The 21,300-nt window shown below is 56.2% G+C and carries 23 protein-coding genes; 13 read left to right on the top strand and 10 right to left on the bottom strand.

What is annotated here, in order from left to right:
- Positions 1 to 32: 32 nt before the first annotated feature.
- Positions 33 to 1,715 (top strand): AMP-binding protein, encoded by a 1,683-nt coding sequence (locus AOB54_08210; protein WVN41455.1) that lies wholly within the window; start codon positions 33 to 35, stop codon positions 1,713 to 1,715.
- Here the strand turns inward: AOB54_08210 and AOB54_08205 are convergent.
- On the bottom strand, positions 1,703 to 3,130 hold the full coding sequence (locus AOB54_08205; GenBank protein WVN41454.1) for an MBL fold metallo-hydrolase: 1,428 nt from the start codon (positions 3,128 to 3,130) through the stop codon (positions 1,703 to 1,705). The two genes, AOB54_08210 and AOB54_08205, sit on opposite strands and share 13 nt — an antisense overlap.
- A complete protein-coding gene (locus AOB54_08200; protein WVN41453.1) occupies positions 3,130 to 3,564 on the bottom strand; it encodes a MaoC family dehydratase in 435 nt (144 codons plus the stop codon). Before AOB54_08200 ends, AOB54_08205 begins: the two co-directional genes overlap by 1 nt.
- Positions 3,565 to 3,686: 122 nt before the next feature.
- Between AOB54_08200 and AOB54_08195 the strand changes: the two genes are divergently transcribed.
- Positions 3,687 to 4,556 (top strand): mechanosensitive ion channel family protein, encoded by an 870-nt coding sequence (locus tag AOB54_08195; protein WVN41452.1) that lies wholly within the window; start codon positions 3,687 to 3,689, stop codon positions 4,554 to 4,556.
- Positions 4,557 to 4,582: 26 nt separating this feature from the next.
- Here the strand turns inward: AOB54_08195 and AOB54_08190 are convergent, their stop codons facing one another.
- Positions 4,583 to 4,936 (bottom strand): AzlD domain-containing protein, encoded by a 354-nt coding sequence (locus AOB54_08190; protein ID WVN41451.1) that lies wholly within the window; start codon positions 4,934 to 4,936, stop codon positions 4,583 to 4,585.
- Position 4,937: 1 nt separating this feature from the next.
- Positions 4,938 to 5,657: an AzlC family ABC transporter permease gene (locus AOB54_08185; GenBank protein ID WVN41450.1), complete on the bottom strand. Its 720-nt coding sequence runs from the start codon at positions 5,655 to 5,657 to the stop codon at positions 4,938 to 4,940.
- A 45-nt stretch (positions 5,658 to 5,702) separates the two neighbouring features.
- Between AOB54_08185 and AOB54_08180 the strand changes: the two genes are divergently transcribed.
- Both AOB54_08180 and AOB54_08175 read left to right on the top strand, forming a co-directional pair.
- Complete coding sequence (locus AOB54_08180; protein WVN41449.1) at positions 5,703 to 6,281, top strand: YqaA family protein; 579 nt, start codon at positions 5,703 to 5,705, stop codon at positions 6,279 to 6,281.
- Between the two features lie 22 nt (positions 6,282 to 6,303).
- The gene (locus AOB54_08175; GenBank protein ID WVN41448.1) at positions 6,304 to 6,954 is read left to right on the top strand and encodes a cytochrome b/b6 domain-containing protein; all 651 of its coding nucleotides are present in this window, start codon (positions 6,304 to 6,306) and stop codon (positions 6,952 to 6,954) included.
- Here AOB54_08175 and AOB54_08170 read toward each other — a convergent pair.
- A complete protein-coding gene (locus AOB54_08170; protein WVN41447.1) occupies positions 6,939 to 7,394 on the bottom strand; it encodes a cytochrome c in 456 nt (151 codons plus the stop codon). The two genes, AOB54_08175 and AOB54_08170, sit on opposite strands and share 16 nt — an antisense overlap.
- Before the next feature lie 31 nt (positions 7,395 to 7,425).
- On the bottom strand, positions 7,426 to 8,289 hold the full coding sequence (locus AOB54_08165; protein ID WVN41446.1) for a DMT family transporter: 864 nt from the start codon (positions 8,287 to 8,289) through the stop codon (positions 7,426 to 7,428).
- A 35-nt stretch (positions 8,290 to 8,324) separates the two neighbouring features.
- Here AOB54_08165 and AOB54_08160 point away from each other — a divergent pair, with 35 nt between their 5' ends.
- Positions 8,325 to 9,794, top strand: a complete 1,470-nt coding sequence (locus tag AOB54_08160; protein WVN41445.1) for a DEAD/DEAH box helicase — start codon at positions 8,325 to 8,327, stop codon at positions 9,792 to 9,794.
- On the opposite strand, the gene gluQRS is transcribed toward AOB54_08160, so the two are convergent.
- Positions 9,791 to 10,684 (bottom strand): tRNA glutamyl-Q(34) synthetase GluQRS, encoded by an 894-nt coding sequence (gluQRS, locus tag AOB54_08155; GenBank protein ID WVN41444.1) that lies wholly within the window; start codon positions 10,682 to 10,684, stop codon positions 9,791 to 9,793. The two genes, AOB54_08160 and gluQRS, sit on opposite strands and share 4 nt — an antisense overlap.
- A 22-nt stretch (positions 10,685 to 10,706) precedes the next feature.
- Positions 10,707 to 12,005: a glutamate-1-semialdehyde 2,1-aminomutase gene (gene hemL / locus AOB54_08150; protein ID WVN41443.1), complete on the bottom strand. Its 1,299-nt coding sequence runs from the start codon at positions 12,003 to 12,005 to the stop codon at positions 10,707 to 10,709.
- Positions 12,006 to 12,074: 69 nt separating this feature from the next.
- Here hemL and AOB54_08145 point away from each other — a divergent pair, with 69 nt between their 5' ends.
- Complete coding sequence (locus AOB54_08145) at positions 12,075 to 12,239, top strand: rubredoxin (protein WVN41442.1); 165 nt, start codon at positions 12,075 to 12,077, stop codon at positions 12,237 to 12,239.
- 43 nt (positions 12,240 to 12,282) lie between these two features.
- Here the strand turns inward: AOB54_08145 and AOB54_08140 are convergent, their stop codons facing one another.
- Positions 12,283 to 13,848: a deoxyribodipyrimidine photo-lyase gene (locus tag AOB54_08140; GenBank protein WVN41441.1), complete on the bottom strand. Its 1,566-nt coding sequence runs from the start codon at positions 13,846 to 13,848 to the stop codon at positions 12,283 to 12,285.
- A gap of 33 nt (positions 13,849 to 13,881) precedes the next feature.
- Here AOB54_08140 and AOB54_08135 point away from each other — a divergent pair, with 33 nt between their 5' ends.
- The 5 genes from AOB54_08135 to AOB54_08115 are packed head-to-tail and all read left to right on the top strand — an operon-like array spanning position 13,882 to position 18,015.
- Positions 13,882 to 14,469 carry a YqgE/AlgH family protein gene (locus AOB54_08135; protein ID WVN41440.1) on the top strand — a complete coding sequence of 196 codons (588 nt, stop codon included), beginning with the start codon at positions 13,882 to 13,884 and terminating at the stop codon, positions 14,467 to 14,469.
- Positions 14,462 to 14,884 carry a Holliday junction resolvase RuvX gene (gene ruvX / locus AOB54_08130; GenBank protein WVN41439.1) on the top strand — a complete coding sequence of 141 codons (423 nt, stop codon included), beginning with the start codon at positions 14,462 to 14,464 and terminating at the stop codon, positions 14,882 to 14,884. The genes AOB54_08135 and ruvX overlap by 8 nt, the downstream gene beginning before the upstream one ends.
- On the top strand, positions 14,862 to 15,830 hold the full coding sequence (locus AOB54_08125; protein WVN41438.1) for an aspartate carbamoyltransferase catalytic subunit: 969 nt from the start codon (positions 14,862 to 14,864) through the stop codon (positions 15,828 to 15,830). The genes ruvX and AOB54_08125 overlap by 23 nt, the downstream gene beginning before the upstream one ends.
- Positions 15,827 to 17,191, top strand: a complete 1,365-nt coding sequence (locus AOB54_08120; GenBank protein ID WVN41437.1) for a dihydroorotase — start codon at positions 15,827 to 15,829, stop codon at positions 17,189 to 17,191. Before AOB54_08125 ends, AOB54_08120 begins: the two co-directional genes overlap by 4 nt.
- Entirely contained in the window at positions 17,188 to 18,015 is an 828-nt protein-coding gene (locus tag AOB54_08115; GenBank protein ID WVN41436.1) for a lysophospholipid acyltransferase family protein, read from the top strand. Before AOB54_08120 ends, AOB54_08115 begins: the two co-directional genes overlap by 4 nt.
- Here AOB54_08115 and AOB54_08110 read toward each other — a convergent pair.
- A complete protein-coding gene (locus AOB54_08110; protein WVN41435.1) occupies positions 17,973 to 18,797 on the bottom strand; it encodes a symmetrical bis(5'-nucleosyl)-tetraphosphatase in 825 nt (274 codons plus the stop codon). The two genes, AOB54_08115 and AOB54_08110, sit on opposite strands and share 43 nt — an antisense overlap.
- Before the next feature lie 80 nt (positions 18,798 to 18,877).
- Between AOB54_08110 and AOB54_08105 the strand changes: the two genes are divergently transcribed.
- On the top strand, positions 18,878 to 20,278 hold the full coding sequence (locus AOB54_08105; protein WVN41434.1) for a phosphomannomutase/phosphoglucomutase: 1,401 nt from the start codon (positions 18,878 to 18,880) through the stop codon (positions 20,276 to 20,278).
- Positions 20,278 to 21,288: a lipopolysaccharide heptosyltransferase I gene (gene waaC / locus AOB54_08100; GenBank protein ID WVN41433.1), complete on the top strand. Its 1,011-nt coding sequence runs from the start codon at positions 20,278 to 20,280 to the stop codon at positions 21,286 to 21,288. The genes AOB54_08105 and waaC overlap by 1 nt, the downstream gene beginning before the upstream one ends.
- The last annotated feature ends 12 nt before the right edge of the window (positions 21,289 to 21,300 follow it).

Here is a 21,300-nt window from a genome sequence, read left to right as displayed (position 1 = left end):
TGTAGTGGTCTGGTATCGAAGGGGTCCGAACGATGCAGTCCCTGATCTCGTTGATCGAAAACGCCATACGCCAATACCGGGATCGGCCAGCCTATGCCTGCATGGGCCAAGAACTTTCTTTTCATGAGTTTGGCAAGCAGACGCAGACCCTTGGATATTGGCTAATTCAGCAGGGCCTGCCTGCCGGCACCAAGGTGGCGGTCATGCTGCCCAATATTTTTCAAAACCCAGTGGCCGTCGCCGCCATACTGCGTGCGGGCATGGTGGTGGTCAATGTCAACCCGCTCTACACGCCCCGAGAACTTGCCTTGCAGCTGAACGATGCCAAGGTGTCGGTGCTGATTGCTCTGGAAAATTTCGCCCACACGATTGACAAGGCCGATCAAGAATTCGGACTCCCAAAACTACAGACGGTGGTGTTAACGGAGCTGGGTGATGCCATGGGCCTGCGGGGCCGTTTCGTGAACTGGGTTGTCCGTTATGTAAAACGCATGATTCCGGCTTGGAAGTTTCCCGCCCGTTGGCGGATTGTTCGTTGGACCACGATTCTGAGCAAACCATCTGATCAAGATCCGGCCTTGCCACTGATCAACACCAATGGCACGCCAATTCGGCGATCCCCCAGTGATCTGGCCTTGCTGCAATACACGGGGGGCACCACAGGTGTGGCCAAGGGGGCGATGCTCACGCACGGTAATTTATTGGCCAATCTGGACCAGTGCGTTTCATGGCTGGTGCCGCACGAGTTAGAGCAAGAGATCAAGGCCAAGCACGCAAATTTTCGCGGCCTGACCATGGTCTGTGCCTTGCCGCTTTATCACATCTTCTCGTTTACGGCCTGCATGATGTTGGGCTTTCGGGTGGGCTTAAAAAACCTGCTGCTGCCCAATCCCCGGGATTTGAAATCGGTGATTCAATCGCTGGCCATGGACCCGCCGCATTTATTTCCGGGGGTCAACACGCTTTTTAATGCCTTGTTGAATCACCCCGATTTTCATCGAATGGATTTTTCTCAGCTCAAAATCGCGGTGGGGGGCGGCATGTCGGTCACAGAAAGTGTGGCCAAGCGTTGGAAAGAGAAAACGGGCGTTGCCATGCTCGAGGGCTATGGTTTATCGGAAACTAGCCCTGTGGTGGCGGCAACTCCCAGGGGCCTGTCTGAATTTACTGGCTCGGTGGGCCTGCCCATGCCGGGTACAGAGATACGGCTCTTTGATGGTCAGGGCCAGGTGATTGAGGCCCCAGCACCAGGGCAGACCGGTGAGATTGGCGTTCGCGGGCCGCAGGTTATGTTGGGGTATTGGAATTCAGACGAAGACCGAGAGCAGGTGTTTACGCCTGACGGTTTTTTCCGGACGGGTGATATTGGGGCCTTTGATCAGCAGGGCTATCTGCACATTCTTGACCGCAAGAAAGACATGATTTTGGTGAGCGGTTTTAATGTCTATCCCAGTGAAATTGAGCAAGTGGTCAGCAGCTTTCCTGGTGTGGTGGAATGTGCTGCGGTGGGTGTTGCAGATCCATTTACCGGGGAAGCCGTTAGGCTTTATGTGGTACCGAGCCCGACAGGCCTTGATCTCAATGGGCTGCGTGCGTGTTGTGCGGCCAATCTCACCAACTACAAACGGCCACGCGACATCGAACTTCGTGAGGCCATGCCAAAGTCTACCGTGGGGAAGATTCTGCGCCGCGAGTTGCGGGATCAGCAGGGGTAGAGATCGTCTTTTTTGGGCCGAATCACATGATCCCAGCCGAGTTCTGTGTGTAGCGCCTGCGCGAAGTTTTCGCTGGCCAGATCTTCACCGTGTGTCACGAAGATTTTTTTGGGCTGAGATTCAAAACCCCGACACCACCACAAGAGATCTGCCTGGTCTCCGTGGGCCGATAGCCCGCCCAGGGTGTGGACCGACGCTTTTACGGGCACCTCTTTGCCAAGCACCTTAATGGTCTTGGCCCCGTCAACGAGTTGTCGTCCCCGAGTACCAGCGGCCTGAAAGCCTGTAATCACCACAGCGGACTGGGGCCGTGGCAGGTTCCAATACAGGTGATGCACGATACGCCCGGCCTCGCACATGCCGCTGGCCGACAAAATAATGGCGCCACCTTTGACCTGATTTAATGCGATGGAGTCGGCCACCTCGGTGAGGAATCGCAGGTGTACGGCCTTGGGGTTGGCCATGGCCCACTGGTAGAGGTTTTGGCTGTCGGCATCCAGGCTGCTCATGTGTTCGCGCGTGATACGGGACGCCTGTGCTGCCATGGGGGAGTCGACAAAGATGGACAAAAACGGCAGGCGTTTTTTGCGAACCAGATCCACCAAGATTGCGATCACTTCTTGGGTGCGGCCCACCGCGAAAGCCGGCATCACCACATTGCCGCCCTGGGCGAGCGTTTTGGTCACGACTTCCACCAATTCGTCTTCGGTGTCTTTTAGCGTGCGATGCAGTCGATTGCCATAGGTGGACTCGACAATCAGAATATCCGCCTGCTTGATGCGTTGCGGGTCATTCATGATCGGGCGGTTTCGCGTGCCGATATCGCCAGAACAGACCAGGCGCTTGGTCTGCTGGCCGCCTGTCTCATCGTCTTCAGTGATGTCCAGTATGGCCGATGCCGCGCCCAGAATATGGCCGGCGTCGACAAACTCGAGTGTCACACTGTTCGATATTTTTTTTCGTGTGTCGTAAGCCACGGGCCGGCATTGGGAAATACAGCGATCAACATCGTTGAGTGAGTAGAGCGGCTCGGGCAAATCGCCACGCCATTTACCGGCGGCCTTTTTCTTCTCGGCGCGTTGCCGCTCGCCCAGCTGAATATGGGCGCTGTCGGTGAGTAAGACTTGCAGCAGATCGAGTGTGGCCGGTGTGCAGAAAATTGGCCCCGAGAACCCCTGGGCACAGAGCCTTGGCAATAGCCCACTGTGGTCGATATGGGCATGGGTCAGTACAACAAATTCGATTTTCTTTGGCGAAAAGCCAAACGGCAGGATGTTTTTTTCGTCGGCATCTCGGCCGCCTTGAAACATGCCGCAGTCCACTAAAAAATCATGGGAAGCCCCCTTGATTTTGGTGTGAACGTGATAGCGAGAGCCGGTAACTTCTCCGGCGGCGCCTTCGAATCGAATATGCATTATTGCTCGCGGGCCACCGACATCACCACGGCTTCACCCTTTAAGACTTCTTTACCGTTGACCGTGCAGATGGTTTCTAGCTTCACACGATTTTTTTCTTTCATGATCTCGGTAACCGTGACCTTGGCGGTGATCGTCTCACCTGGGTGAACGGGCGCTAAAAATTTCATGCTCTGGCTTAAGAAGATGGTGCCTGGCCCCGGAAGGCGATTGGCCAACACTGATGAAATCAGGCTGCCAGTGAGCATGCCGTGCACAATGCGTGTGCCAAACCGGGTGGTCTTGGCATAGTCTTCATCAAGATGGATGGCGTTGGTGTCCATCGAGACGGCTGAGAACAAAATAATGTCGGTCTCAGTGATGGTCTTGGATTGCTGCGCTGTCTGGCCGACAAAAAGCTCGTCGGTGTAAAACATTGGGCGAATGCCAGTCATTACGACTCCCTTGGAATTTATTGACGTTATATTACTGGGTGTCAGGCTCGGTGTCAGACACCAAGACACGGTGTCTGACACCGTGTCAGTGTTTGCCTGGGGCAGCCCATGGGAATTCTACGATGAAAGATATTCTGGAGCGGTTTCTCGTTACTCAGTTCGGCGCAGAGCTTCCCGGCTGGGCCAAGGTCGTCGTATCGATGACCAATGTCTTTTTGATTTTGCTGATCTCCTGGGCCCTGATGAGTGGCTCGGGCCGTGTGCTGCGTACCCTGAACGCGCGCATGACCGCCAGGAATCCAGATCTCGAAGAACGCAAGCGCATCGACACACTCATCCGGGTGTTTCGGTATATCGCCACGGTGGTGATTGGTGCCATCACCATCATGCTGGTGCTCTCGGAAGTTGGCATATCCATTGCGCCAATTCTGGCGACTGCTGGTGTGGCCGGCCTGGCGGTTGGTTTCGGTGCTCAGAGTCTGGTCAAAGATTACTTCACCGGCTTTGTCATGATTCTGGAAAACCAGATTCGGGTTGGTGATTCTGTTGAGGTGGGGGGAAAGACTGGCCTTGTCGAAGAAGTCACCCTTCGCTATGTCCGCCTGCGCGATCTTGAAGGTGCTGTCCACTATGTGCCCAACGGGGTGATTGCAACGGTCACCAATCGAAGCCGCGAGTTTGCTTATGCGGTGATTGACGTCAGTGTGGGATATCGGGAGCGTATCGAGAAAATCCAGGCCATCATTACCGGCGTGGGTGCCGACATGCAGGCTGATCTAGCGTTTGGTTCAAAACTGCTTGAACCTGTGGAGTTTATGGGGGTGGAACAATGGGCCGATTCGGCTGTGGTCTTGCGTTGCCGCTTTAAAGTCATGCCGCTCGAACAAGGCCCGGTTCGGCGAGAGTTTTTGCGTCGCTTGAAAAACACATTTGATGACCAGGGCATTGAAATTCCATTCCCCAGCCGCACGGTTTACACCCGTAACGAATAAGCGCTGCGCTTTTTTGTGCAGGCCTTTTAGCCCAGCCAGGCGAGCAAGATAATCAGTAGCGTACCTGTACTAATGGCGGGCAGGAGTGCGTTTTTCCGCAACAACATAATGCTCAAGGCCACACCGGCTGCAATCAGTCGATAGCTCATGGGCACTTGGGTCAGCACGCCAACGGGCAGCACGATGATTCGAATCACCAGCGATGCCACCATGGCATAAGCCACGCAAGTCACCCAGCGAAACATTGGGCTGTCTTGCGAAAGTTTTCCTGACAACATCACCCCAAGACCGCGCCAAGTATAGGTGCCAATCGACGCCAGCATCAGCACGGCCCAGGCCCAGAGCGCAGAATATTTTGGAATGTCGAGCAAGGTTTCCATATCAGCGCTTTCTGTTTCGCAGGCTGGCATCAATAACAAAGGCGATCGTGCCCCCCACAACACCACAGATCAAAATGCTCCAGCTTGGAGACCAGGTGTAAATGATCGGCCCACTAATACCACCAATCAGTAGCGCAAGCCGATAGGCCTGCGCACGTACCTCTGCAAAGCTCAGCAAAAAGAAAAGTGGATTGAGCATGACCAGGCCAATGGTGATCGGCGTAGGCACATGGCCTGCAATGAGATAGCCAATCGCTGTTCCCGGAATCCCGCTTGCCCAGCAGACAAAGCCAAAGCCCGTGAAATAAGTCGCCCGCAGTTCCACTGGTGTTTTGGGGAACTCACGCATCATCACCGCCCAGCTGGTCATCGAAATGAAATGCGCAGTGCCATAGAGCGACGGTTTCCGATCGCTAGGGTGAAACTGCGGCACCATGGTCAGTGTCATGGGCAGAAAACGTGCTGCTGTCACCGTGGCAGCAATCGCAATGGCGAGTCCTGATGCGCCAAGGGCCAGCATTTCCACAAACACGATTTGCCCCGGCAGTGCGTACATGAAAATGCTGCTGGCGGTGGTCACACCGAGCGAGAGCCCGTTGGCATGCCCCAGCGCACCAAACCCGATCATGCCGGCCAGTAGCACCGCAGCGGGCACACCTAACGCATCTCTGCAGCCAGCGAAGAAAGCCTGTCGTCGGGTGTGGGAGGGCGTGAGTGTCATTGGTGAGATTGTAGGCAGGCCGAGAAAATAACCGATAATCCGGCCATGCGTCTTTTTTCTGCCTTGTACCGACAGGTCATGTCTTGGTCTCGTCATCCAAAGGCCCCCTGGATTCTAGGGGGCCTGAGTTTTATCGAGTCCTCATTTTTTCCGATCCCGCCGGATGTGATGCTTGCGCCCATGAGCCTGGCACAGCCCCATCGGGCCTGGTGGTATGCCACGATCACTACGGCCACATCGGTGTTGGGCGGGCTTTTCGGCTACTGGATTGGCGCCACATTTTTTCATGCGATTGAGCCTTGGTTATCTCAGTCCGATTATTGGCCGGCGTTTCAAACGGCCAAGAGCTGGTTTACGGAGTGGGGCTTTTGGGCGGTGCTGATTGCTGGTTTTTCTCCGATTCCATACAAGGTCTTCACCATTGCAGCGGGTGTCATGGGAATGCCATTGATTCCTTTTACCCTGGCGTCGATTGCTGGCCGCGGCGGCCGTTTTTATCTGGTGGCCGGTCTGATGAAGTGGGGCGGTCAAAAAATGGAACGTTTACTTGAGCGTTATGTCGATCAACTAGGGTGGGCCACAGTGGTGATTGTGGCCGCAGTGATCGCGGTCAAAAGCTGGTAACTCAAGCGAATAGGTAAAAGTGATGCGTCGTGTGCGTGTGTGGGATCTGCCCACAAGAATTTTTCATTGGGCATTGGCATTTAGCGTTTTTGGCGCTTTTACATCCGTCAAGATTGGTGGCAATGCCATGATCTGGCACAGCCGATTCGGCATGGCGGTGCTCGCCTTGTTGCTCTTTCGTTTGGTCTGGGGCTTTATCGGCCCCGAGCATGCGCGCTTTCGCAGTTTTGTGCGGGGGCCTTCCGCAGTGTTCGCGCAAATCCGGGGGAAATTCCCCGCAGTGGTGGGCCATGCCCCACTGGGGGCGCTGTCGGTCTTGGCCCTGATCGGGCTTTTTACGATTCAATCCACACTGGGGTTGTTTACCACTGACGAAATCGCGTTTGATGGCCCATTGGTCAAGCACGTCAGTTCCGATATGGTCGCGTTGGCTTCTGAATGGCATCAACTGACTGAGTGGGTCTTGATTGGGCTGGTGGTGCTGCACATTGGTGCCGTGATCGTGCACCGATTGGTCCATCGGCACGATCTGGTCACACCCATGTTCACTGGTGATCAGTTGGTTGGGGATGATGTGAAAGTCGTCCCATCGCGGGACGACTTCGCAATTCGCGCAAGAGCCATCGTGGTGATTGCTCTTGCGGGTCTGCTGATGGCTTACTTGTCTTTGTAGCTGTCGTGGCAGGACTTGCAGGTCTGGCTTGTTGCGCCAAAGGCTTTCTTGATCTGGTCTAGATTGCCTGATTTGGCAGCAGCGTTTAAGTCGGCTGCCGCTTTCATGAACTTGTCAGCGCCTGCTTTCACTTTGTCGTTTTCTTTCCAGATAGCGGGCTTGGCTTTGCCGCCTTCGGTGCCGGGACCAAAAGCTTCCCAGGGCAGGCTGGACAGGGTGGCGATCAGGGCAGCGCTTTTCTGAACTTCAGCGGCGTTAAAGGGGGTTTCACCCTTGGTGACCGCGCCAATACGGCCCATATGGGTACCCATCAAAGCAAAGGCACTCTGACGGTATTTGATGGCATCTTCTTTTTTGGCGAACTGAGCGGATGCTGAAAAAGGCAGTGCGGCAACAAAAAGTGCTGCAGCACCAAGACGAAGCGTGGTTTGAAGTTTCATAGGGGGAGGATTCCTTCTGAGGTACGGGGTGTTATTTTTTATTGGACATTACCCACCAAACACCCCACACGGTGAGTAAAGTTCCTAAGACCGTCAAAAGTGTAATGGGTTCATCGAAGAGAATCCACGCCATGACGGCTGTGGTGGGCGGCGTGAGGTAAAGCAGGCTGGTCACTTGGGTCGCGGCACCATTTCGGATCATGACAAAGAGCAATGAAATTGCCCCAATCGATAGGCCAAGCACGGCCCAGACCAGGGCACCAATCATCTCCGGGTGCCAATCAATTTCCCGGGTCTCCAGCAAAAACATAAAAGGCAGGCAGGCCAGCGCCGAGACGGTGAACTGAATGACTGACCCGGCCCGCAGGTCAAAGCTTGGACAAAAGCGTTTTTGATAGAGCGTGCCGACCGTGATGCCCGCCAATCCCAGGCCCGCAAGCCCCAGGCTGGCCCCGGAAAGGCCGGTAAGCGAGAGTTTGGCCACCACCACCAATGCCACCCCTGAGAGCCCCAGAAGCAGCCCAATCCATTGTTTGGCGGTGATTTTCTCGGCAACAAAGGCCGAGAACCAGGCGGTAAGAATGGGCTGTAGGCCCACAATTAAGGCGACCAGGCCCGCCGACATGCCATTGCGGACCGCGGCCCAGACCCCGCCCAGATAGACAGCCTGCAGCATCAGGCCTGCCACGCCGATATGGGCAATCTGCCGCCCGCTTGGCCAGACCGGCCGAAGCAGCAGCACGGCCGGCACCATCAGCACCAGCACCCCAGCAAATCGCAAAAAGGTGAAGGTCATCGGTTCAGCATGGGGCATGCCGTAGCGGGCGATGATGAAGCCAGAGCTCCAAATCAGCACAAAAGTGGTAGGAATCAGGCGTTTTAGGGCGGTTTGCATGGTGTTTTTAGCGCAACATCGTGGATAATGCCTGAATGAGTTTTGATTCTTTTGGTCTGCATCCAGATTTGATGCGGGCAATTGCCGAAGCCGGCTACACAACGCCCACCCCCATTCAAGCACAAGCCATTCCCGTCGTGATCGAGGGCAAGGACGTGATGGGGGCTGCCCAGACCGGTACCGGTAAAACGGCTGCCTTTACCCTGCCGATCTTGCAGCGGCTGATGGCCAATGCCAACACCAGCGCCTCGCCCGCCCGCCACCCGGTGCGCGCCCTGATGCTTGCTCCCACCCGTGAGCTTGCCGACCAGATCGCGCAAAACGTTACCCAGTACGCAAAGTATGTGCCACTGCGCAGCGCTGTGGTGTTTGGCGGTATTGACATGGCCCCACAGACGGCAGCATTACGCAGCGGCATTGAAATTCTGATTGCCACACCAGGCCGACTACTTGATCACGTCCAGCAAAAAACAGTCTCCTTGGCATCGGTCTCGGTGTTGGTTCTTGATGAAGCCGATCGCATGTTGGATATGGGTTTTCTGCCCGATTTGCAGCGCATTGTGAATCTGCTGCCCAAGGCCCGGCAGAGCCTGCTGTTTTCTGCAACCTTCTCGCCCGAGATTCGAAAGCTGGCGAAGACATTTTTAAATGATTCGCCCGTGGTGATTGAAGTCGCCGCCCGCAATGCCACTGCAGAAAATGTGTCGCAGGTGGTCTACACGGTCGATCGTTCGGATTTGAAGCGGGCCGCCGTGGCGCACTTGGTGAAGTCCATGGGGCTGCGCCAGGTGATTGTGTTTACCAACACCAAAATCGGTGCCAGCCGTCTTGCCCGCGAGCTTCAGAAAGAGGGCATTCCTGCCGACGCCATTCACGGTGACAAATCTCAGTCAGAGCGCCTCGCCACACTCGAAAAATTTAAAAAGGGTGAAGTGGAAGTCATGGTGGCCACCGATGTGGCGGCCCGGGGCTTAGACATTGCAGAGTTGCCAGCGGTCATTAATTACGACTTGCCGTATTCGCCTGAAGACTATGTTCACCGCATTGGCCGCACGGGCCGCGCAGGGGCCAGCGGCAAGGCCATGTCCCTAATGTTGGCCGAAGATCAACGACTGCTTTCTGACATTGAAAAGCTGGTCAAAAAAACGATCACCAAAGAAAAACTCGTTTTTGATCACGCCGAGCTGTCCGCCCGTGACGCTTCCCGTGATGCATCTCGTGAGCGCCCCGCTGGCCGAAGCCGTCGAGAACGATTCGATTCCGATGAACACGCCTCGCGTGCACCGGTTCGGCCCACGCCGCGTTTTGCCGCAAAAACCGCAGCGCCTGCTGATCCAATTTTTTCTCAGCCCTATGAGCCCAAGCCAGTGTCAGTCGCGCAGGCGGCTGCGCAGGCTGCCGCGGCACCGACTGCGCCCGCAGCTCGCCCGGGAATTTCTGGCATCAAGCGGGCCCCTAAGCCAGTCTCAGCCTTGTTGGGTGGCAAGCCCAAATCATCAAGCTAAGCCATTTGCTTGGGCTGCATGGCAAGCCGCAGATAAATGGGCCGCACACGCGCCACCCAGCGCACTGACATATGGAGTTCTAAGTGAGACCAGGCGCATTCCAACTGCAGTGAAATAATTTTTTCATCATCGGTTCGCAGGGGCATGGCCTTGGTTTGTTTGGATAGTTTTTCTCCCTGCTCGTTTTTCACCACGGGCACGTGAAAGACATCTGGCTCGTGATAACCAAGCGCATAGCGCAGGGCGCTCTGCCTTGGGGCGGCATGAAATAAATCGTCACCCCGAATAATTTTCGTGATGCCTTGATAGGCGTCATCGACCACGACCGCGAGCTGATAGGCCCAAAAACCATCAGCACGTTTTAGTACAAAGTCATCTCCATTGTGATTGCGAAAACGCCAAGCAATGCCTTCGCCATCATGCTCATGAAACCATTGGGCCGTCTCGTCGATTGATCTTGTCTCTGGCGTGGCGGGGGTACAAAAGCCGGGGTAGAGAATTTCGCCATCGGGGTTGTACTGTGTCTTGCCCACCTCAATGGCGTGTTGGAGTTTCTTGCGTGAACAGGTGCAGGGGTAGGCTAGGCCAAGGGCGATAAGTCGCTCGAGTGCGTCTTGATAAGCCCCCAGACGTTGATGTTGAAACAGCACACCATCTTGGGCGGCACCATCGTCTGGCCAGGCGTCCCAGTGCAGCCCGTGGGCCCGGAGTTGCTTGAGAATTTCCTGTGTTGCGCCCGGCGTTTCTCTGGGCTGATCAATGTCTTCAATGCGCACGAACCACTTGCCCCCGCTGGCACGGGCATCTAACCAGCTGGCCAGCGCCGTGGTGAGCGACCCCATATGCAGGGGTCCGGTGGGAGAAGGAGCGAAGCGGCCGCGTTGAATCACGGGAACATTAAGTTACACCCGATTAGGCAATTTCCTGGAAGCTTTCTTTGGCAGCGACCAGGGTCTGTGCAATCGGCTCGCCTTCGTGGGCAATGGATAGAAATCCTGCCTCGAATGCAGACGGGGCAAGGTACACGCCGCGTGACAGCATGGCATGAAAGAAGCGGTTGAATTTTTCCCGGTCTGAACGATTCACATCCTCAAATGATGTGGGCGTGGCCGGGCTGAAGTAAATGCCAAACATGCCACCAACGCTATCTGCGGAGAAATTCTTTTCGCCAGCATCGCGCGCAATCTGCGTCAGGCTCTGCATGAGCGATGTTGTCATGGCGGTTAATTTTTCATAAAAGCTGGGGGCGCTGACAATTTTAAGTGTGGCCAATCCCGCAGCCACGGCCACTGGGTTTCCTGACAGTGTGCCGCCGTGATACACGGGGCCAAGTGGTGCCACACATTGCATGATGTCTTTGCGGCCACCAAACGCTCCCATGGGCATACCTCCGCCAATGACCTTGCCCAGTGTGGTCAGGTCTGGCCGAATGCCGGTTAGGCCCTGTACGCCCTGTGGCCCAACGCGAAAACCGGTCATGACTTCGTCGAAAATCAAAACGGCACCGTATTGGTCGCACTGCTGTCGCAGGGTTTCCAAAAAGCCCGGCACAGGCTTCACTAGATTCATATTGCCCGCCACAGGCTCAACGATAATGCCGGCGATCTCACGGCCAATTTCCGAGAAGCACTTCTTCACTGCTTCAATATCGTTGTAGTCCAGCACGATGGTTTCGGCAGCGAAACTCTCTGGCACGCCAGCCGAGGTTGGGTTACCAAAGGTGAGGAGGCCAGAGCCTGCTTTCACCAGCAGACTATCCACGTGGCCGTGATAACAACCCTCGAACTTGATAATTTTGTTGCGGCCAGTGTAGCCACGTGCCACACGAATTGCCGACATGGTGGCCTCGGTGCCCGAAGAAGTGAGCCGCATCATTTCCATGGATGGCAGGTGACTGCGGATCCATTCTGCAATCTCAACTTCAGCGGCAGTTGGCGCACCAAATGACAGGCCTTTTGCAGCGGCTTCTTGAACTGCGCGAATCACATCTGGGTGGGCATGGCCCACGATCGCTGGCCCCCATGAACAGATATAGTCGACATAGCGATTGCCATCGGCATCCCAGCCATAGGCACCCTGGGCCTTGGCAAAGAAACGCGGTGTTCCGCCGACCGACCGAAAGGCGCGGACGGGCGAATTCACACCCCCGGGAATGGTCTGCTGTGCTTGTGCGAAAAGGGCTTCACTTTTGGCGGTGTTTTGCTGGGGCATAACGGGCTTTCTATCGGTCTTGAGGATAAACTTCTACTATCGACAGTTTAACGAAGAGAGCAGTAATTCATGAAAACCTATATGTGTCTGATTTGTGGCTGGATCTACGACGAGGCAGCCGGCTGGCCAGAAGATGGGATCGCGCCGGGCACCAAGTGGGAGGATGTGCCAATCACCTGGGCCTGTCCAGAGTGCGGCGCCCAGAAATCTGATTTTGAAATGGTCGAGGTTTGATCTAGTTCAAAAATAGCTCAGATCTCTGGCAACAAGCGAAGGGTTATGCCTTCGCTTTTTTTACGACCGAAAAGCGCATTAGGGTTTTTTGCCGCGCCTGATCGTGATCCACAATCGGGTGGGGATAGGTGCTGCCCATTGTGATGCCGGCCTCTTTTAAGACAAGGGGTGGCGTCAGCCACGGGGCGTGGATGTGTTTGTCGGGCAAGGCAGCAATTTCCGGCACATAGCGGCGAATAAAACTGCCACGGCCATCAAATTTTTCGCTTTGATTGATCGGGTTAAAGATTCGGAAATAGGGCTGGGCATCGCAGCCGGTGGATGCCGCCCACTGCCAGCCACCGTTATTGGCGGACAAATCAAAGTCGTTGAGTTTCCAGGCGAAGTAGGCCTCGCCACGCCGCCAATCGATGCCCAGATCTTTGGTCAGAAAAGAGGCCACCACCATGCGCAGGCGGTTGTGCATATAGCCGGTGGCGTTGAGCTGGCGCATACCAGCATCGACCAGGGGGTAGCCGGTGTTGCCTTGGCACCATGCGTTAAATAGCGCATCAGCCTCGTCGCCTTCTGCCCAAACGATTGCATCGTATTCAGGCTTAAAACTGCGACCCACAACCCTGGGGTGATGGTGCAAGATCTGCATGTAAAAGTCCCGCCAGATCAGCTCTGAAAGCCAGGTAGCGGCACCTTCGGCATCACTCGGGCTGCTGGATTGCACCTGCATGGCATAGCGGACCAATTCCCGAATGGATACCGTGCCAAACCGTAGATGCACCGATAAATAAGATGGCCCCTTGATGCCCGGGAAATCGCGACTGTTTTTGTATTGGCCAATTCGTGGCTTGAATTCTTCCAGTAAAGTTCCGGCGCCGGATTCACCCAGGGGGATTTTTAGATCGGCCAGATTGCCCGCACGAAACCCCATGGATGCCATGGTGGGCACTGGGCTTGCCAGAGCACCAAGTCGTGATGCGGGCAATAAACGTTGTGCCAGCGCTGCGCCCACTGGTTTTCCGGGCTTTGGTTGGCCTGCGCCTGTGGCGCGTGCTGCGGCATCGTGGGGGGTAAAGCGTTTTAGCCAGGCGTTTTTATAAGGCGTAAATACTGAAAACGGTGTGGCTGATCCAGTGAGTACTTCACTGCGCTCGAAAATGCATTGATCCTTGACCGATTCAACTTGTATGGATTGTGATCGCAACTGATCGGTGACTGCATGGTCGCGGGCCAGTGCGGCTGGCTCATCATCGTGGGCGAAAATCAGGCGGCATGCGCCAGTCGCCTTAACAATATCCGGAATGCAACTGCGCGGGTCACCATAGCGGGTGATCAGATGAGCGCCCGATGCTGAGAGTCGGCCAGAAATTTCTTCAATTGCTGCATGGATAAAACCAACCCGCCGATCTTCACAGGGTTGGTTGGCGTCGTCTGCTCCTGGAATGGCGCGCAGAATTGTCTGATCGAACACAAAGACCAGCTGGATTGGTTCCGGATAGCTCAGGGCCTTGGCGAGTGCTGCATGGTCTTCCAGCCGTAAATCTCGTCGAATCCAGACCAGCGAGCAGGGCTGTGTTTCTGGGCGGTCTGACGTTAGAATTCGGGAATGCGTCATCTTGATCCTGGTTCTCCAGCGAGTTTCCAAAGCATGGCTCAGCATTATCTCGTGGCCATGCCCCTACTGTCGGATCCCCAGTTCGGCGGCACCGTCATCTATCTTGCAGAACACACCCCAAAAGGGGCCATGGGCCTGGTGGTCAACCGCCAGTCCGACATGACCCTGGGGGCCTTGCTGGAGCGCATTGATGTGGCCGCGCCCTCTGGCCCTGGCGGTGAAATCTCGGTGTCTGACACCGCGCAAAAGCGTTTGGCGGATTCGCCCGTCTATCTGGGTGGGCCTGTTCAGACGGACCGGGGCTTTGTGTTGCATGAGCCGGTCGGCAAATGGAGCTCCACGCTGGTGATCAATGACATGCTTGGCCTGACATCTTCACGCGACATCCTGGAGGCCACGGCCACCGGCCGTGGACCTGGGCGCATGTTCGTCTCTCTCGGCTACGCGGGCTGGGACCCCGGTCAGTTAGATCAGGAGTTGGCGGCCAATGCCTGGCTGACTGTTCCCGCCTCGGATACATCGCTTATGTTTGATGTGCCTTCGGAAGAGCGATTTGCTTACGCCTTTCGCATTCTCGGGGTAGACCCCATTCACTTCTCGGGGGCCGCAGGGCATGCCTGATCAGGCCCTTGGGGGGCAGACCCTCATGGCCTTTGATTTCGGTGAGCGTCGTATTGGGGTGGCCATTGGCAACACCATCACTGGTGGCGCGCGGCCACTCACGGTAATCGACAGCGAACGGCGCGAAGAACGTTTTGCCCGCATTGCGTCGCTGCTTGCAGAATGGGCCCCGGATTCACTCGTGGTGGGGCTGCCCATCCACCCGGACGGAAGCCCTCACCCCTTTGCGGCCCGCTGCCAGCGGTTTGCCAACCAACTCCATGGCCGTTTTGGCCTTCCGGTTCAGATGGCCGACGAGCGTTGGACATCGGCATTGGCACCGGGGATCGACGCCATTGACGCCGAGGCGGCCGCCATACTTTTGCAAGCGGTTTTAGATACACTTTCAACTCATGCCCAGGTCCATTCAAATTAACGCCAACGGCGAGCTGACACACCTGCTCAGCACCGAGGGTCTGCCGAAGTCCATGATTCTAAAAATCCTGGATCGCGCCAAGACATTTCTCAACCCCAACGACCCCAAAGAAGTGTTGAACTCTTCCTTGCTCTCCGGCAAGAGTGTGTTTAATTTGTTCTTTGAAAACTCCACCCGAACCCGCACCACGTTTGAGATTGCTGCCAAGCGGCTGTCGGCCGATGTGGTCAACTTAAATGTTCAGGCGTCTAGCACAGCAAAAGGGGAGTCACTGCTCGACACGATTGACAACTTAGCGGCAATGAAAGCCGATATGTTTGTGGTTCGCCATGGCCAGAGTGGCGCCCCCTATTTGATCGCCAAGCACGTGAATGCGGTGGCACCCCATATTCGCGTGATGAACGCCGGCGATGGCCGGCATGCGCACCCCACCCAGGCCTTGCTCGATGCCTACACGATTCGACATTTCAAGGGCGACTTTCACAACCTGCGGGTGGCCATTGTGGGCGACATTCTGCATTCACGTGTGGCGCGCTCGAATATTCATGCACTCACCACGCTGGGTGTGCCAGAGATTCGTGCCATCGCACCACTGACCCTGTTGCCCTCGGGCCTAAAAGAAATGGGGCTGCAGGTCTACACAGATTTGGTCGAGGGCCTGCGTGATGTGGATGTCATCATCATGCTGCGCTTACAAAACGAACGGATGCGTGGCGCCATGCTGCCTTCCACCCAGGAATACTTTAAACATTACGGCTTAACAACTGAGAAGCTTGCCGTTGCCAAACCCGATGCGATCGTGATGCACCCAGGCCCGATGAATCGTGGTGTCGAGATTGATTCGGCAGTGGCCGATGGAGTGCAGTCGGTGATTCTGTCTCAGGTCACCTTTGGTATTGCGGTCCGCATGGCGGTGATGAGTATGTTGGCCGAGGTAAAACCATGATGGCACCTACCCGCATGATGTCGGTCCCCGCGATTTTGCCGCGTTTATTGATTCGTGGCGGCCATTTATTAGATCCCGCCAATCAGCGTAATCAGATATCAGATCTCTGGATTGCGGATGGCAGCCTCATCGCGATTACGCCGTCGGGGCAGGCCTTGGCGGGGTTTGAGCCCGACGAGGTCATTGACGCCACGGGCAATCTGATTTGTCCGGGACTGATTGATTTGTCGGCACGGCTTCGCGAACCCGGCTTTGAATACAAGGCCACACTAGAGTCAGAAATGCGTGCCGCAATTGCGGGCGGTGTCACGCGGCTGGTCTGTCCGCCCGATACCGATCCACCGCTGGATGAACCCGGCCTGGTGGAAATGCTCAAGCATCGCGCACGCAACCTCACCCAGGCCCACGTTCACCCACTGGGGGCCTTAACGGCGGGGCTCAAGGGCGAGCACATTACCGAGATGGCCGAGTTGTCGGAGGCTGGCTGTGTGGGCTTCTCGCAGGGCCCCATTCCAATCGTGAACACCCAGGTCTTGTTGCGGGCCATGCAATACGCCCGCACGTTTGACTATTCGGTCTGGCTCTATCCAAGCGACCCCTGGATTGGTCGCAATGGGATTGCCCACTCAGGCGTGGTCTCTGGGCGTCTTGGTCTGCCAGGAATCCCGGTGGCCAATGAGACCATCGCTCTGCAGACGATTTTCGAATTAATGCGTTCCACTGGCGCCCGAGTCCACATCTGCCGTATCTCGTCTGCTGCGGGCGTTGAACTCATCCGTCAGGCCAAAGAAGAGGGCCTGCGCATCACTGCAGATGTGGGGGTCCATCATCTGCACCTGATTGATATCGACATCGCTGATTTTGATCCGAACTATCGTGTGGTGCCGCCGTTTCGCTCTCAGCGAGACCGCGAGGCGCTTCGCGCAGGGCTGCTTGACGGCACGATTGATGTCATTTGTTCCGATCACGCCCCCATTGATGAAGACGCCAAGCAGTTGCCCTTTGGCGAGGCCGAGCCAGGTGTGACAGCGTTGGAGTTGCTGTTGCCGCTAACCCTGAAGTGGGCCCAAGAGGCCAAGGTTCCGGTGGATCAGGCGCTTCGGTTACTCACGGTGGCGCCAGCGGCGGTCTTGGGCCGTGATGCTGGTCAACTGGCCATTGGTGCTCAGGCCGACATCTGCATTTTTAATCCCAACGCCCAGTGGCAGGTGAACCCCAAGAACCTCTTTTCTCAGGGGGCCAACACGCCTTATGTGGGCATGGACCTGCAGGGCCAAGTCAATGCGGTCTTGGTGGACGGTCGCTGTGTCTTTGATCGCTCCCGGGGCGGTTTTTATCTGGGATCGAAGCACGCCTCATGATTCGCCTGCTGTGGCGGGTGGTGGGGCTGGTGCTGCTATTGCTTGCAGGTCTGGCCGTTTTGTTTACGGCCTATCGCTTCGTGTCGTTGCGCCGACAATCTCAGATTCGGCGGTATTGGTCACAGCGCCTGCTGTGGGTATGTGGCGTGGCACTTCAAGTCAAAGGCCAGCCCATCGCCGCCAATACACTGCCAGGGCTGGTGGTCATGAATCATGTGTCTTGGCTCGATATCTTTGCGTTAAACGCGGCCATGCCAGTGACCTTTGTGGCCAAGTCCGAAATTCGACGCTGGCCCCTGCTGGGTTGGCTGGTGTCAGGCACCGGTACGATCTTCATTGAACGGGGTAGCCGTCATGCGGTGCGCCATGTGAATCATCAAATCCGTCATCGGCTGGCACGCGGCGAACATGTTGGGTTTTTTCCAGAAGGCACGACATCTAACGGGCAAAACGTATTGCCATTTCACACGAGTCTCTTTGCAGCGGCGCTTCACAGTGCCCAAGTCGCGCAGGGTGGGACAGAGCAGCAAGACCGCGCTGCATCTAGTGAATCCGCGATAGCACCTGTTCCCGTGATGCCAATGAGGATTCGGTACTTACAAAACGACATGCCAAGCGATATTCCGGCCTATATTGGCAACGACACTTTGGTGGGGTCAATTGTCAAAATTCTGAGCCATCGCGGACTGCAGGTGGAGCTAAAGTATTTGCCAGTGATTGAGCGTGTGCCGCCCACCATGACCCGTCACGCGCTTGCGGCGGCGGTCGAGCAAGAGATTCGTCAGTCCGTTACGCCTTTGGCTGCGCCCTCAAGACTATTTTGAATAAATAGTTTTTGGTCTTCTAGCCGAATCGCCGCCATCTGCCGTCCCCAGACGCAGCCCGTGTCCAGACAGATTAAGTTGGGCCGAACCACCAATCCAAGTGTGGACCAATGGCCAAAGACGATTCGGTTTTTTATGGTCTTACGGCCAGGCACATCAAACCAAGGTGTCAGGTTCGGTGTTTGATTGGGTGCAAGCTTGCTTTTGAATTCCGCCTGTCCATCGGCGGTGATGTAGCGCAAGCGTGTGAAGGCATTTAAGATGGCCCGCATGCGTCTTTGGCCGCGAATGCCATCAGCCCAGTGGGGCTTGGTCTGGTTCACCATCTCATGCAGAAAATCTGCCCAGTGTTGGCTGCGTAGCCGAGCGGACACCTCTTTCGCATAGGTCATGGTTTGGCGCAAGTTCCAGTTGGGCATCACACCGGCGTGAACCATCAGGGTGCTGTCTTCGGCGTGTGCCAGTGGCCGTTTGCGCAGCCAGTCGATCAAGTCTTTTGCATCGGGCGCCCGCAGAATTCCAGAAATCGTATCCATTGGCTGGGCACGGCGCGCGCCTGCCGCCAATGCCAGCAGATGTAAATCATGGTTGCCCAGCACACTAATGGCACGGCGCTCTGCCGAGATAATTCGGCGAAGGGTTTTGAGAGATTTTGGCCCCCGATTGACTAGGTCGCCCACAAACCATAGCCGATCCCGCCGGGCAGAAAAGGGCAGTTGCGCTACCAGGGCTTCTAGGCTGTCACAGCAGCCCTGCACATCACCAATCACATAAGTTGCCATGACGCTGTTTTGGGGGATTTAAATCCTTAAAATAGGCCCATCATTCTCGCACCATTTGTGCGGTTTTCAGGAGAAGGCCCTTGCAGGCAAGTGCTTCCATTTTTAAAGCGTATGACATTCGCGGTGTTGTGGATGACACCCTGACTGAGCCGGTCGTACAGGCCGTGGGCGCGGCCCTTGGTCTGCAGATCCTTCAGGCCGGCAAGCAGGCCTGTGTGGTGGGCCGCGACGGCCGGCTGTCTGGCCCGCGTCTTGTGGATGCCTTGGCCGAAGGTTTAATGTCGGTGGGTGTGGATGTGTTGGATGTTGGCCAGGTTCCAACGCCGGTGGTGTACTTTGCAACGGTAAAGACGGGCTGTGGTTCGGGTGTGGCGGTCACTGGAAGTCACAACCCCCCGCAATACAACGGCCTGAAGATGATGGTGGCTGGTGCAACACTCTGGGGCGATGCAATTCAGTTACTGCGGCAGACCATCGTGTCGGGCCACGCCCAAGAGGCCGCATCAAAACTCACAGCATCCCAACGCGGAAAACGAATCGCCTGCCCCGAGCTCATCCACGACTATCAGTCTGCTGTCTTGTCAGACGTAAAACTCAGCCGGCCCATGTCGATTGCCATTGATGCTGGAAATGGTGTGGCAGGCGGTCTGGCCCCACAACTGCTGTCGCAGCTGGGCTGCAAAGTCCAGGCGCTCTTTTGTGATGTTGATGGAAACTTCCCCAATCATCACCCCGATCCTGCCCATGTTGAAAATCTGCAAGATCTGATTGCCTGCGTGCGATCCAGTGATGCAGAGGTGGGCCTAGCTTTTGATGGCGATGGGGATCGGCTTGGTGTGGTCACAAAATCAGGCGCCATTATCTGGCCCGATCGTCAGCTCATGCTCTATGCAGCAGATGTGCTGGCTGCACGGCCCGGCGAGGCCATTATTTTCGATGTGAAATGCACGCGCCATGTCGCGTCTTGGGTGCGGCAGCATGGTGGCAAGCCACTTATGTGGAAGACCGGTCATTCGCTGATCAAAGCCAAGCTGAAAGAGACGGGCGCCCCATTGGCTGGTGAAATGAGCGGCCATATCTTTTTCAACGATCGGTGGTTTGGTTTTGATGATGCGATCTACACCGCAGCCCGCCTGCTTGAGATTTTGTCGCGTGTTGAGAATCCATCAGCGTTATTAGAATCATTGCCCGATTCCGCATCCACACCAGAGTTGCAGTTGGCCACCAAAGAGGGTGAAAACTTTTCATTGGTGAATCGTCTGCGCGACGAGGGCGAGTTCCCCACTGCGGTTGAACGCATCACGATTGATGGGATTCGTGTGGAATACGCCGACGGCTTTGGCCTGGCACGGCCATCGAACACCACGCCCGTGGTGGTGCTACGTTTCGAGGCAGACAATCCAGCCGCGTTGGCCCGCATACAGTCAGAGTTTCGCTCGGCGCTTGCGCGTCTTGTGCCAGGCGTGGAGCTGCCGTTTTAGTGATTCAGGCCGCATCTCCTGTTGCCCCCCGGCGTGTGTTGCTGGTCAAGACCAGCTCCATGGGGGATCTGGTGCATACCTTATCGGCCTTGGAAGAGGCGCGACAGCATTGTCCGGGCCTTGTCGTGGACTGGGTCTGCGAAGAGTCTTTTAAAGATATTCCTTTGCTCTCGGCGGCGGTCGATCAGGTGATTCCTGTGGCCATTCGGCGTTGGCGAAAACACTGGTGGTCAGCCAAAACACGTGCCGAAGTCCGCCACTTTCTTTCCCGGCTGCGAAAGACCCACTACGATTTGGTGATTGATGCGCAGGGTTTGATTAAGAGTGCCTGGATCACGCGGGCTGCGCGTTGCACTGGCCAGCAGCGTTGGGGCCTCGATTGGTCCACGATTCGCGAACCGTTGGCATCATTGGTGCTGGATCACAAAGTCCATGCGCCAGCCCATTGGCATGCGATTGATCGGCTTCGCGCATTGTTTGGGGCAGCGCTTGGCTATGCACCAACGGGATCGGTGGCCGTGCTGGCGCAACCCCAGGCCGCCGCAGCCCCGACTGAGAAGACTATTTTTTTTCTGCACGGCACATCCCGCCCCGAGAAGGCGTGGCCACTTGATTCTTGGGTGGCGCTTGGCCGTCAACTTGCCAGTGATGGGTATCGCATTCAACTGCCATGGGGCAGTGAACAAGAGCGCCATCAGGCCGAGCAAATCGCTAATACGATTGGCGATGCGGCCCAGGTACTGCCGCAGATGTCGACTGGCCAGTTGGCCCAGGCCTTGTGCAAAACGTATGGTTCTTTTGGCGTGGACAGTGGCCTGATGCATTTAAGTGTGGCGCTTGGCCGGCCCACGGTGGCGATCATGTCGGCAGCACATCTGCCGAAATTTTCAGCAGCGCGCTTCGCACCGTTTTGGGCGCAACATGCACAGGTGGTGGAGCGGGCATCTGGCGACCAGCCCATCGGGCCCAAGGAAGTGCTCTTGGCTTGGCATGAATTGGTAAAGCGCTAAGATTCCAAAGGC

It is taken from the genome of beta proteobacterium MWH-UniP1, from assembly GCA_036362785.1.
Lineage (GTDB): Bacteria > Pseudomonadota > Gammaproteobacteria > Burkholderiales > Burkholderiaceae_A > Lacustribacter.
The sequence above is the reverse complement of the archived record's forward strand: the minus strand, read 5'-3'. Positions and strand labels throughout refer to the sequence as shown.